The organism is Sphingomonas sp. GW821-FHT10F11, from assembly GCF_058809095.1.
Map to the genome: position 1 here is coordinate 30,651 of NZ_JBXASH010000015.1, position 12,249 is coordinate 42,899.

Annotated in this window: 10 protein-coding genes; 3 read left to right on the forward strand and 7 right to left on the reverse strand. The window is 66.7% G+C overall.

The genetic code is table 11. The features are described from left to right. Positions 1 to 57 precede the first annotated feature (57 nt). Positions 58 to 804, reverse strand: a complete 747-nt coding sequence (locus AC1RT8_RS24270; protein ID WP_493079092.1) for a FadR/GntR family transcriptional regulator — start codon at positions 802 to 804, stop codon at positions 58 to 60. 145 nt (positions 805 to 949) lie between these two features. Between AC1RT8_RS24270 and AC1RT8_RS24275 the strand changes: the two genes are divergently transcribed. Genes AC1RT8_RS24275 through AC1RT8_RS24285 form a run of 3 tightly spaced genes read left to right on the forward strand, consistent with a single transcriptional unit; the run spans position 950 to position 4,076 of the window. After that, positions 950 to 2,584, forward strand: coding sequence for a sodium/sugar symporter (locus tag AC1RT8_RS24275; RefSeq protein WP_493079094.1), 1,635 nt, complete (start codon positions 950 to 952; stop codon positions 2,582 to 2,584). Beyond that, positions 2,575 to 3,450, forward strand: a complete 876-nt coding sequence (locus tag AC1RT8_RS24280) for a 2-dehydro-3-deoxygalactonokinase (RefSeq protein ID WP_493079144.1) — start codon at positions 2,575 to 2,577, stop codon at positions 3,448 to 3,450. Before AC1RT8_RS24275 ends, AC1RT8_RS24280 begins: the two co-directional genes overlap by 10 nt. Further along, a complete protein-coding gene (locus AC1RT8_RS24285; RefSeq protein WP_493079096.1) occupies positions 3,447 to 4,076 on the forward strand; it encodes a 2-dehydro-3-deoxy-6-phosphogalactonate aldolase in 630 nt (209 codons plus the stop codon). The genes AC1RT8_RS24280 and AC1RT8_RS24285 overlap by 4 nt, the downstream gene beginning before the upstream one ends. 119 nt (positions 4,077 to 4,195) lie before the next feature. On the opposite strand, the gene AC1RT8_RS24290 is transcribed toward AC1RT8_RS24285, so the two are convergent. The 6 genes from AC1RT8_RS24290 to AC1RT8_RS24315 are packed head-to-tail and all read right to left on the reverse strand — an operon-like array spanning position 4,196 to position 12,196. Then, on the reverse strand, positions 4,196 to 5,416 hold the full coding sequence (locus AC1RT8_RS24290; RefSeq protein WP_493079098.1) for a mandelate racemase/muconate lactonizing enzyme family protein: 1,221 nt from the start codon (positions 5,414 to 5,416) through the stop codon (positions 4,196 to 4,198). Next, positions 5,413 to 6,372 (reverse strand): glycoside hydrolase family 88 protein, encoded by a 960-nt coding sequence (locus tag AC1RT8_RS24295; RefSeq protein ID WP_493079099.1) that lies wholly within the window; start codon positions 6,370 to 6,372, stop codon positions 5,413 to 5,415. Before AC1RT8_RS24295 ends, AC1RT8_RS24290 begins: the two co-directional genes overlap by 4 nt. Positions 6,373 to 6,404: 32 nt before the next feature. Next, on the reverse strand, positions 6,405 to 7,901 hold the full coding sequence (locus AC1RT8_RS24300; RefSeq protein ID WP_493079101.1) for a 2-dehydro-3-deoxy-6-phosphogalactonate aldolase: 1,497 nt from the start codon (positions 7,899 to 7,901) through the stop codon (positions 6,405 to 6,407). Then, positions 7,856 to 8,776, reverse strand: a complete 921-nt coding sequence (locus AC1RT8_RS24305; protein WP_493079103.1) for a 2-dehydro-3-deoxygalactonokinase — start codon at positions 8,774 to 8,776, stop codon at positions 7,856 to 7,858. The genes AC1RT8_RS24300 and AC1RT8_RS24305 overlap by 46 nt, the downstream gene beginning before the upstream one ends. Continuing rightward, positions 8,760 to 9,497, reverse strand: coding sequence for an SDR family NAD(P)-dependent oxidoreductase (locus AC1RT8_RS24310; RefSeq protein ID WP_493079104.1), 738 nt, complete (start codon positions 9,495 to 9,497; stop codon positions 8,760 to 8,762). Before AC1RT8_RS24310 ends, AC1RT8_RS24305 begins: the two co-directional genes overlap by 17 nt. Positions 9,498 to 9,529: 32 nt before the next feature. Next, complete coding sequence (locus AC1RT8_RS24315; protein ID WP_493079106.1) at positions 9,530 to 12,196, reverse strand: TonB-dependent receptor; 2,667 nt, start codon at positions 12,194 to 12,196, stop codon at positions 9,530 to 9,532. Positions 12,197 to 12,249 lie beyond the last annotated feature (53 nt).

The following is a 12,249-nucleotide window of genomic DNA, read 5'->3' on the forward strand; positions in this document are numbered from 1 at the left end:
GATGCGGCGCTCCAGCATCGTCCGGCCGGGCCCGGACAATGTGCCCCGGCCATGCCGTCAGGCCGGTTCGTTCGCCGCCCCTACATCGTTGATGAGGGTGAGCACGTCCCCGATCAGGCTGCGCATCGCGGCACGCGCCGCATCCGGGTCGTGCGCCTCGATCGCATCACGCACCGCGGTATGGTCCGACACGCTGGCGGTCCGTCCCTTGATCCGGTTGGTGAAGCGGATCGAGGTCCTGAGCGCCGTGCCGACCATGTCGCGGAACTGGACGTAGAACGGATTACCCGACGCCCGGAGGATGGCGACGTGGAAAGCGATGTCCGCGTCCAGCGTGTCTTCCAGCCCTTGTTCCGCCGCTGCCATCCGCTCGAGCCCGCGGGTGATGCGCTGGAGCTGTTCGGGGCCGGCGAATTGCGCCGCCAGCGCGGCGGCTTCGGGCTCGATCGCGATGCGAAGCTGGGTGAACTGCCTGAGCAGCTCGACCGAGAATTGCCGCTCGAGCAACCAGCGGAGCACATCGGTGTCGAACAGGTTCCAGGACGTGGTGGGCTGAACGACGGTGCCCTGACGCGGACGGGCGCTCAGCAGGCCCTTGGCGGTAAGCATCTTGACCGCTTCGCGCGTCACCGAACGGCTTACCCCGTGTTGCCTGGCCAGCTCGACTTCAGTCGGAAATGCCTCGTGCTCGTAATGGCCGGTCACGATCGCCCGCCCGAGACTGTCGAGCAAACCATAGGTCAAATTGCGGCCGAGCTGGGGAGGCACGTCGTCCAGCGACAATGTTGATGGTGCAATCGACACGCGTTCAGGCCTTCCTTTTCCACCGCCTTTCGAAGGTGCGCCGGTATGTTAGGCTGAACGAGGCGCTCGACAAGGCTTATTAATACGATAAATGGACAGCGACGCCGCTGGAGCCTCTGTCCCGCAGGCAAAGGAGGGGAACAGCATGACGAGTCTGTCGCAGATCGATGTCATCGTCGTCATTGCCTATTCCATCGGCATTTTCGGCCTGGCGCAGTGGGTGAGCCGCGAAAAGGCCGGCCATGCGAAGGATACGTCCGACTATTTCCTCGCCTCGAAATCGCTTCCCTGGTGGGCGATCGGCGCGTCACTGATCGCGGCGAACATCTCCGCCGAACAGATCGTCGGCATGTCGGGTTCGGGCTATGCGCTTGGGCTGGCGATCGCGTCCTATGAATGGATGGCGGCGCTGACCCTGCTGATCGTCGGCAAATATTTCCTGCCGATCTTCCTGAAGAACCACATCTACACGATGCCCCAGTTCCTGGAGCAGCGCTATGGACGCGTCCTGCCGGTGCTGATGGCGGTGTTCTGGCTGGCGCTCTACGTCTTCGTCAACCTGACCTCGATCATCTGGCTCGGTTCGATCGCGGTGAACAAGGTCGCGGGGATCGACCAGGACACGGCGCTGATCGCGCTCGGCGCCTTTGCGCTGCTCTACCAACTCTATGGCGGGCTCAAGGCCGTGGCGCTGACCGATATCGTCCAGGTCACCCTGCTGGTGTTCGGCGGCCTCGTCATTTCCTATCTGACGCTCGACCAGGTCGGCGGCGGGCACGGGGCGATCGCCGGCTTCGCGACGCTCACCGAGCGCGTGCCCGGCCATTTCGACATGATCCTCAGCCCCGATCACCCCTTCTACAAGGATCTGCCCGGTATCGCGGTGCTGGTCGGCGGCATGTGGATCGCCAATCTGAGCTATTGGGGCTTCAACCAATATATCATCCAGCGCGCACTGGCCGCGAAGAACATTGCCGAAGCGCAGAAGGGCGTGATGTTCGCCGCGTATCTGAAGCTGCTGATGCCGGTGATCATCGTGCTGCCGGGCATCGCCGCGGTGGTGCTCGCCCCCGATCTGGTCAAGCCCGACGAAGCCTATCCGACGATGATGAAGCTGCTGCCCTCGGGCTTGCTCGGCCTGGTCTTCGCGGCGCTGATTGCGGCGATCATCGCGTCGACCGCCTCGAAGATCAATTCGATCGCAACGATCTTCACGCTGGATCTCTATGCCAAGGCGCGCGGCATCAGGACCCGTGGCGAGGACGGCCAGGCCGAAACCGGCGGCCAGGAAAAGCATCTCGTGCTGGTCGGCCGAATCGTCGCCGCGCTCGCCGTGGTGATCGCGCTGATCGCGGCCCGGCCGCTGCTCGGCAATTCGGACCAGGCGTTCCAGTTCATCCAGGAATTCTCCGGCTTCTTCACGCCCGGCATCACCGTCATCTTCCTGCTCGGCCTGTTCTGGAAGCCGGCGACCGAGGCTGGCGCGATCGTCGCGGCGATCACCTCGGTCCTGCTTTCCTACATTCTCAAGATGGGCATCCCCTCTCCCTGGCTGCCCGAGGCGCTCAATGCCTATCTCTTCCCGTTCATGAACCGCATGATGTTCGTATTCGTGGTCAGCCTGTTCCTTGCGATAGCGATATCGCTGCTCGTGAAGGGCCGCGGCGACGCCAACCGGGTCACGATGGAAGGCGTCAGCTTCCGCACGACCAATGCGTTCAATATCGGCGGCGTGGGCGTTGTCCTGATCCTGATCGCGCTTTACGCGACCTGGTGGTGAGCTTTGAAGATCGCTTCCTTGCCGTCGATTGGGGGACGACCAACCGGCGCATCTTCCTGATCGAGGGCGGCGCGGTCGTGCATAGCGAACGCGACGGCAGGGGCGTGACGGCGATCGAGGATTTCGAACGCGAGGCGGCGGCAATCCGCGCCGGATTCGGCGACCTGCCGCTGGTGATGGCCGGGATGGTCGGGTCGAACATCGGCTGGCGGACCGCGCGCTATGTTCCGGCACCGGCCGGGATCGGCGAACTTGCGGCCAATTTGTTGTGGATCGCCCCGCGCACAGCGATCGTGCCCGGGGTTTCGACCACCGACCCGGCCGATGTGATGCGCGGCGAGGAGGTCCAGCTGCTTGGCGCAGCCGAAGCCGGGCTGGTCCCGGCCGATGCGCTGCTGGTGCAGCCCGGCACGCATTGCAAATGGGTCGAGATGGTGGACGGCCGCATCGCCGGCTTCACCACGGCAATGACCGGGGAGCTGTTCGCTTTGCTGCGGACGCACGGCCTGCTCGCGGCGCAGCTCGGTGGGGAGGTGACCCAAGGCTCCGCCTTCCTCGCGGGGGTCGAAGAGGGTCGCAAGTGCGATCTGGCCGCCTCGCTGTTCGGCATCCGTGCCGCCAAGTTGCTCGGCGAGCGTGACGACAAGGATGCGGCGAGCTTCGCCAGCGGGCTGCTGATCGGCAGCGATGTCGCGGTACGGCTCCAGACGCAGGGCCACGACATTGTCCATATCCTCGCCGACCCGGTGCTCGGCGGCCTTTATGCCGCGGCAATCGAAGCGCATGGCCGTACGGCGCGCCTGGTCGACAGCCACGCCGCGTTCAGCGCGGGAATCATCGCCATCGGAGCAAGAGCAACACCATGAGCCCTGTCGCCGCCTTCGACGCCGCCTTTGCGCGGTGCCCGTTGATCGCAATCCTGCGCGGCGTGACGCCGGCCGAAGTCGAGGAGATCGGCGAGGCGCTGGTCGAGGCGGGTTTCACCCTGATCGAAGTCCCGATGAACTCGCCCGATCCGCTCGACAGCGTGGCGCGGCTCGCGACACGTTTCGCGGGCCGGGCGATCATTGGCGCGGGCACGGTGCTGCGCGTGGATCAGGTCGCCGCGGTGGCCGCGGCGGGCGGCACGATGATCATCTCGCCCAACACCAATCTCCGCGTGATCGCGGCGAGCGCGGCGGCGGCGCTCGTCTCGCTGCCGGGCATCGCCACGCCGAGCGAGGCCTTTGCCGCGCTCGAAGCGGGCGCAACCGCGCTCAAACTGTTCCCGGCCGAGGCCGCCAGCCCCGCCGTGGTCAAGGCAATGCGCGCCGTGCTGCCCAAGGAGGCGCGCCTGCTCCCGGTCGGCGGCATCGCGCCCGACACGATGGGACCATGGACCGCAGCCGGCGCCGCAGGCTTCGGGCTTGGATCGGCGCTCTACAAGCCCGGCATGAGCGCTGCCGAGGTCGGCGCCAATGCGCGCGCCTTCGTCCTGGCGCTGTCCGTATAGAAAGGTGCCGCTCGACCCTGGTCGAGCGGCAGACAGACGGGCGATATGAAGAGGTCGCTCGTCAAAAGGCGCAAGACTCCGTCGCTCGGCGGCATGCCGGCCTGGAACGTCTCTTCGTCCTATTCCGGTCTCGGTTTGCCGACGTGCGCGAGCAGCTTGTCCGAAAGCACGCGGATGCCCAGCCCCGGATTGTCGGGCGCGGAAAGCTCTCCGTTGCTCAGCTCGATCGGCTGCTCGATCACGGCATTGCCGATCGGGTTGCTGCCGATCCAATATTCGCAGACCATGGCATTCGGCATCGCCACGGCGAGATGCGCGCTGGCGGCGACATGGATCGCCGAGCCGATGCTGACATGGGGCTGATAGGCAAGGCCGAAGCAATCCGCCAGTTCGGCGATCCGGCGGCATTCGGTGATCCCGCCGGCGCGGCAGACATCGGGCTGGACCACGTCGATCGCGCGATTGCGGATCAGCTCAACCGTCTCGTGCCGGCTCATGATCGAATCGAGCGCGATGGGGATGGCGAGCTTCTGCGCGAGTTCGGCATAACCCTCGACGTCCTCCGGCGGGATCGGCATCTCGAAGAAACCAACGTCAAGCTCTTCGAGTGCCTGGCCCAGGCGGAGCGCGTCGGCGCGCGAATAGACGCCGGCTGCGTCGGCATAGATGGCGAAGTCCTCACCCATCGCATCGCGCAGCGCCCGGATCACGCGCAGATCGCCGCGCACGCCGCGACCGATCGCGACCTTGACGCCGGTATAGCCCGCCGCGTTGAGCGACTTCGCCTCCGCGACCAGCTCGGCGATCGCATCGTCGGGCGCTTCGAGCGGGAGCGAGGGAATGCCCGATGCATAGACGCGCACGGACTCGCGCATGCGCCCGCCCAGCAAGGTGCAGATCGGCGCGCCCGCCGCCTGGCCAGCGATATCCCAGAGCGCGATATCGACGCCCGCGATCGCCTCGAGATAGAAGCCCGCACGGTGGCCGCGCACCCGCATGCCTGCGTACATCCGCTCCCACAGCACCGTCACGTCGCGGGGATCGGCGCCGATCAGGACCTGGGTGAGCAGCAGGTCGATGATCGTCGCGGTCGCCTGTGGGGCGACCGGCGCCTTGGCCTCGCCCCAGCCGACATGGCCGGTGTCGGCCTCGATCCGCACCACCACCGTGTCGATCGTGCGCGAATAAAGGAAACGGCGGCGCAGCGGCACGGGATATTCGGTCGAAAGCTCGGCCTGGCCCGCCGCGCGCTCGGTTCCCCAGGCACGGCTGCCCCAATAGGGACGCGTGTCGGTCGGCTCGGCCTGGATGGGGAAGGCCTGGACCCTGACGATCTTCATAAGAACTCCTGGCACAAGGCGAGCAACAGGGGTCCTTGCCCCCAGGGGAACATGCCGAATGGGCGCGTGGCGTAGGTGCCGAGCGCACCGACCGGCGTGGCGTCGCTGACCAGCGACAGCGTGCCGTCGGGTGCAACCTGCGCATGCATCGCGGCGCGCGCGCGGCGCTCCATGTCGCCATAAGCCGCCGCGTCGAGCACGCCATGCGCGAACCCTTCATGGAGCGCATAGGCCGCCATCGCGGCAAGGGTGGATTCGAGATAGGTCGAGGGCTCATCCAGCACGGTATGCCACAGGCCGCTCTCGTCCTGCGCGTGGGCGAGCGCGTCGACCAGCGCGATCGTGCGCTGGTGCAGCTCAGCCCAGGCCGCGTGCTCGCGCGGCAGCATCGCCAGCGTGTCGACCAGCCCCATGAGCGCCCAGCCATTGCCGCGCGCCCAGAGCCGGCCGTTCCGGCCGCAGTCACGCTCGAAACCGTGCGTGAGCAACCCGTTTTCGACCTGGAGCGCGCGGGCATAGCCGAGCAGTTCTTCCACTGCCTGGTCGAAATAGGCCTGCTCCCCGGTCTCACGCGCAAGCTCCGCGAGGAACGGGCCGTCCACATCCATGCAGTCGACCCAGATCTGCCAGCGCCAGCCGGGCGTATCGCCGCGATGATAGCGCGCGCCGGTCGGCCCCTTCGGAAAGCCGGCGTTGAGCGCGGCGAGCGCCCGCGCGGCATCGAGGAATCGGGCATCGCCGGTGCGGCGATAACAGTCGACCAGTTCGCGACCGGCACCGACATGATCCTCGTTGCTGCGCGCGACGCCCCGGCCGAGCCAGCCGCGCAGGATGCCGTGGACGAAACCGAAGGGCTCCGGATCGCCGAGCAGGTCGCCGGCGCGCAACAGCCCGCGCAGCGCGATCGCCTCGCCAAAGCCCCAGACGCGGAAATTCCACCGCATCGTCGTGGCCATCACCGCTCGCAGGTGCTCTGTCTTGGCGTCCGTCACACGCCCTCCAGGTCGATCGCGAAGAGGCCGCCCGAACCCGGATGATCGACGAGCTGCTGCGGAGTCAGCCGCATGCGCGAGGTGGTGACGAATAGCGTCGAGCCCGCAAGACAGATGCTGCTCACCTGCGGTGCCGGGACGGCTATCGTGCGCTGTAGCGCGCCGTCGCGGCCGATCTGGGCGATGCAGGAGCCGCCCCACATCGCGACCCAGAAACTGCCATCGGGACCGGATGTCATTCCATCGGGCTTACCCGGAACATTCATGAAATCGGTAACGATCACCGGCTCGCCCAGCGCCCCGCCCGTCACCGGAAAGGAGAGCAGCGTCCGTGCCAGCGTGTCGATCACGAACAGGGTGTGGCCGTCCGCCGAAAACGCCATGCCGTTCGGCACGCCGAGGCCCTGGACGACGCATTGCGGCTCAGCATCGGCCGTGCACGCATGGAAGATCGCGCCGCGCCCTGCGAGCACGCCCTTGTGCATGGCGCCCGCCCAAAGCCCGCCTGCGGGATCGACCGCCATGTCGTTGAACCGGCTCCCCGATGCCACCGCCGCCACAGGCCCCGGCTGAATGCCGCTATCTGGGTCGAGCGTGCAGAAGCTGTTCTCAAGCGTCCCGACCAGTGGCCCCGACGGCGTGGCGGCAAGCGACCATATCGGCCGGGCCAGCGATGTTTCGTCGAGCCTTCCGTCGACAAGGCGCAGCAGCCGCGACGTGATCGGATCGGCCCAGGCGATCGACCCGTCCCTTTCGGCGACCGGCGATTCGCCGATCCCAGCCTCCGGGTTGCAGACGAGCCGCGCAACGGACCCCGCCCCGGCCAGCACCGCCATCAGCGATGTCGCGCGCGCGCCGACATCGGCCGCGGTGCGGCCCGGGCTGTAGAGGTCCGATCCGATCCCGAAAGCATCGACCCCGGCCTTGCGGAGGCCGGGGATGGTCGCCGGGGTCACGCCCCCCACGGCCAGCAGCCGCACCCCGGCCGGCAGCACGGTGCGCAGCGCGGCGATATCGCCCGCATGCCCGGCCGTGGGAAAATATTTCAGATGCCGCGCACCCGCCGCCAGCGCGGCAAAGGCTTCGGTCGGGGTCGCGCAGCCCGGCACCGGCACCAACCCGAGCCGCAGCGCCTCGGCAATCACGGCCATATTGCTGTCGGGCGATACGCACAGCGCAGCGCCACAATCGGCGATGTGCCGGACCTGCTCCACATCGGTCACCGTGCCGGCACCGATCATCATACGATCGCCGAGCCGCGCGGCGAGCAAGGCGATCGTGTCGAACGGGTTGGGCGAGTTGAGCGGCACCTCCGCCACGCGGATGCCGGCGTCGTACAGTGCCTCGACCACGGCCAACGCTTCGCTGCTGCGCACTCCGCGCAGGATCGCAACGACGGGCATTTCGTCGAGCAGCGCATCGAGCCTCGCCGCTGCACCGCCGACGATCATGCCGCCCGCGCCTCGTGCAGCGCGCGGAAACCGGCCAGGCACGCTTCGCGGGAATCGACGATCCTGCTCGAAACGCCGATCGAGGCGAGCGCGCTCGCATAGAGCCGGCAGAGCGGGCCATTGCCGACCAGCGGCACGCGCGCCCCCGCAAGGCCGGGGTTGACCGCGATCGCATCGGCTATCTCCGATCCGATCAACAGCCCGCGAATGTGGGACGCGGCGTCGGCGCGGCGCAGGTCGCCCCGGATCACGCGTGCCCGAGCGCCGAACAACAGGGTGCCGAGGCCAAGACCGCCCGCCCCGCCCGCCGCGACGCCATCCAGAAAGGCAGCGCCATCCACCGCCTCGCCCTCGACGATCGAGGCGAGCAGGCCCTGGGCGGTCAGCCGATCGAATATCTCGCCCGACATGCTGGTGAAGAAGTCGAGGATCCGTCCCGCCTCCAGCCGCGCCCATTTGGTATGCGTGCCCGGCAGGGCGACCAGGCCATCGGCCCCGGCCAGGGTGGAGAGCCCGAGCAGTTCGATCTCCTCGCCGCGCATGATGTCCGGCGCCCCGTCGAACGCCCGACGGCAGGCGATGCCCGGCACGATCCGCACCGTCGCCGATCCGATCTCGGCAAGCGTCGCCGCGCCGGCCAGTTCGCGCAGCCCGGCAGGCGCCTCGGCATAGGCTATCTCGCTCCAGCCGATGTTCGATCCGATCATGCCCGACGCATAGATCGGCCCGTGATCGGGCCAGCGCGCGACCAGCGCGTCTATCTGCGCCGCCATGCCGAGGCGGTCGAGCGCGGCGACGCCGGCGGGCGCGGCATAGTCGTCGAGCACCGATCCGTCCGCCGCGATACGATAGGCGCGAAAGTTCGAGCTGCCCCAATTGACCCCGACGATCTCGCCGCCTTCACCGCCGCGTGACACGCGCGCCTCCGTCGATCGGATGGATGGCGCCAGTGATCCACGAGGCGCGATCGGACGCCAGGAACAGCGCGAGTTCGGCCACTTCTTCCGGCGTGCCCAGCCGGGCGAGTGGATGGCGCAGGGCATTTTCGGCCCGGGCACGCTCGGGATCGGATTGCAGCTCGAACGATCCCCGCAACAACGGCGTGTCGATCGAGGCGGGCGCGATCGCATTCACCCGGATACGGTCCGGCGCGAATTCAAGCGCGGCCGTCCGCGTCAGACTGTCGAGCGCGGCTTTCGACGCCGCATAGGCCGCCAGCGTGGGCGTGGCGAAGTCGGCGTTGATCGAGGAGAGAAATATGATCGCTCCTTTTCCCACCGCTCGCATCGGCGGCACGCACAGCCGCAACAGCCGCACCGCGCCGATCACATTCACGTCATAGATGTCGGCGAACGCCGCCGGATCGGTGTCGATGGTGCCGCCGGGGACCGAGGCGGCCGCAGCATGAACGAGAATGCCGGGCGCGCCGAGTGTCGCGGTCATTCGCGCGAACGCCCCGGCCAGTGCCGTATCGGACCGGAGATCGGCAACGAGGTCGAGGTCGCAGCCGATGGACGGCACCACATCCAGCCCAGCGACCCTGGCGCCCTCGGCGCGGAACCGGGCGGCGATCGCCGCACCGATACCGCTTGCCGCACCCGTCACGAGCGCGATCTGCCCGTCAAGTTCACCGGCCACTCGTCTCTCCCTCAACCCGCTCCGCGAACGCCTCAGAACTTGGCGCTGATGCTCGCCTTGAACATGCGCCCGAAGAACAGATTGGTCCGCAGCGCCTCCGAGCTTCCGTCATAGGTACGCTGCTTCTCGTTGAGGAGGTTGTTTACTTCGAGGCCGAGCGAAAGGTTCGGTGTGAAATCGTACCGGAAAGTCGCCGACAGATCGGTATAGGTATCGTTGTAGATACCGGTGTTGGCGGCCGACAGGCTGACCAGATAGTCGTCGCGCCAATTATAGGCGACGCGCAGGCTCACCGGTCCCTTCTCGTAATAGCCGATCAGGTTGACGTTGTTCTTCGACAGCCCCGGAAAAGGCAGCACGCGCCCGACACCGTCGCGCATCGGCGTGGTCGAGTCGATGTACGAATAGGTGGCGACCATACCGAAGCCGTCGAGCGCCCCTGGCAGGAAGTAGAAGGGCAGCTGCAACAGCCCTTCGATACCCTTTACCTTGGCACCGGCGCCGTTGATGCGGCGATTGATCAGATAGTTGACCCCGGCATAGGTCTCGGCGCTCTGCTGCGAGACGATAAAGGTCGAGACATCCTTGTAGAACAGGCCGACCGACACGAGCGCCTGCTTGCCGAAATAATATTCGAGCGAGGCGTCGATCTGGTTCGCCTTGTAGGGGTTGAGGTTAGGCGCGCCGCCATTGCCGGTGCCGGGCGTCACCTGAACGCCCCCAACGAATACCGCCGTGTTGAACAGGGTGAGGCCGTTGTTGAGGTCGGCGGTGTTGGGGAAAGCGACGACCTTGGCCGCGCCGAGGCGGAACAGCATGCCGCCGCTCAGGTCGAGCTTCATCGTCGCCGAGGGTAGCCATTCATCGTCGGTGCGCTTGAAGACGGTCGGCGTCGCGGCGCCGGAGGTGCTGATCAGATTGCCGATCGAGTCCATGTCGCGGTGCAGATACCGCACGCCGACATTGCCGCTCAGGTCCATGCCGCCGAGCGCGGTCCCGAAATCCACCTTGCCATAGCCTTCGAGGAACTTCTCCTTGATCTCATAGGTGCCGGCAAGCGCGTTGGTCGTGCCCGTCGGGTTGAGGCAGGCCGCCGATTGCGACACCGCCGGGAAGGCGGTGAACACGCTGCAACCCGGAGAGACGGCTTCGCTCGAAGTCAGGAACGAGCGCGGCAGGCCTTGGAAATCGCCCGATGCGAAATCCGGGTTCGAGTGGAGCGTCAGGAACGAGGCAAGCTGGGTCGCCGGGATTCCGCCAGCCGGGCGGATGTCCGCCAGCGATGGCCGGGTCTGCGTGTCGAGATTCTGATAGCGTGCGCCAAAGCCCAGATTCTTCAGGAAACCGCCACCCAGGTCGACATCCCAATCGGAGCGCGCGGCCGTCGCCTTGGTCTCCGCGCGGTAGAGATTCTGGAAGAAGATCGTGAAGCGCAGTTGCGCCGGATCGGTCAGGTCGATCCCGCTGATGTTGTACGACCCGAAATCGCCCTGCGAGAGATCGAACTGCACGGTCGGCGTGATCGACGCGATCGGCTGGAGGCGGAAATAGATCTGGCGATAGCTTGACGAGGACCGGTTATACGAAACCTCCGCGCTCGCTTTCACGCCATCCGCCACGTCGAACTTGCCGCGCAGGGCCGAAGACCAGGTATCCGCCTTGGTGTCGGCGAATTCGGTGTTGGTCAGCACCGGCGTCGCCGCGGTGCCCGAGAGCAGCACATTGTTCGGCGAATATTTGGCGTTGCTGAGCCCGGTGAGCGGATTGAACGACAGCCAGTAGCGGTTGCGGTCGGAGGTGAGCTTCGAATAGAAGCTGTCGAGCGTGAACTCGACGCCCTGCGAAGGTTTCCACTGGATCACGCCGTCGAGGCCGATTTTGCTGCGACGCTCGTCGATCTCCTCAGGGCGGACGTCCGAATTGCCGAAATGGGCGACACCGCCACCATCGGTGAAGCGGGTATAGCCGGCGAAAGTATCGAGGCCCTGCTGCGACAACCGCCGGCGGCCCCAGGACGCCGAGAGCAGCACGCCCAGCGTATCATTGGCGAATTTGTGGGAGGCAAGGCCGAACAGCTCGTAGCTCGGCTTCTCGGTCAGGTCGTCATAGGTGACGCCGACCTTCGCCGCGAGCTGGTTGGGGCCGTCGAGCGGCTTGCGGGTCTCGATGTCGATGATGCCGCCAAGCGCGCCGGCGATCTGGTCGGCGCCCGCCAGCTTGGTCACCTCCAGGCGCGAGATGAGTTCGGACGGAACGAGCGCGAGGATGCCGTAGGTCGAGCTGCCGAGCTGGTCGAGGCCCGTGCCGCCGCGGCCGGTCGCATCGACGATCTCACGGCCGTTGAACAGATAGACATTCTGGCGAAGGCCGCGCACCGACACGTTGGTGCCCTCCGCGATGCCGCGGTCGACCTGGATGCCGGAGACGCGGGCGAGCGATTCGGCCACGTTGCGGTCGGGCAGCTTGCCGATGTCGTCGGCGACGATCGCATCGACGAATTGTGACGAGTCACGCTTGATGTCGCGTGCCGCCCCCAGGCTCTGGCGGATTCCGGTCACGACGATGTCGGGGCCTTCCTGACCAGCCGAAGCCGCATCGGACGGCGCGCTGGCGGTCTGGGCCACTGCCGGCCCGGCAACAACAAAGGCCGATGCCAATATGGTGGACACCAGCAGACCCTGAACGGCGCGATTCTTCATGCCTCTCCCCTTTCATCCTCTCATGAAGGGCGCGGCGCTGTTACGCCCTGGCG

Bases quoted from the DNA above. Each gene is read 5' to 3' on its own strand.
- AC1RT8_RS24290 (WP_493079098.1), bottom strand. From the start codon at position 5,416: ATGAAGATCGTCAGGGTCCAGGCCTTCCCCATCCAGGCCGAGCCGACC.
- AC1RT8_RS24285 (WP_493079096.1), top strand. From the start codon at position 3,447: ATGAGCCCTGTCGCCGCCTTCGACGCCGCCTTTGCGCGGTGCCCGTTG.
- AC1RT8_RS24295 (WP_493079099.1), bottom strand. From the start codon at position 6,372: ATGGCCACGACGATGCGGTGGAATTTCCGCGTCTGGGGCTTTGGCGAG.
- AC1RT8_RS24315 (WP_493079106.1), bottom strand. From the start codon at position 12,196: ATGAAGAATCGCGCCGTTCAGGGTCTGCTGGTGTCCACCATATTGGCA.
- AC1RT8_RS24275 (WP_493079094.1), top strand. From the start codon at position 950: ATGACGAGTCTGTCGCAGATCGATGTCATCGTCGTCATTGCCTATTCC.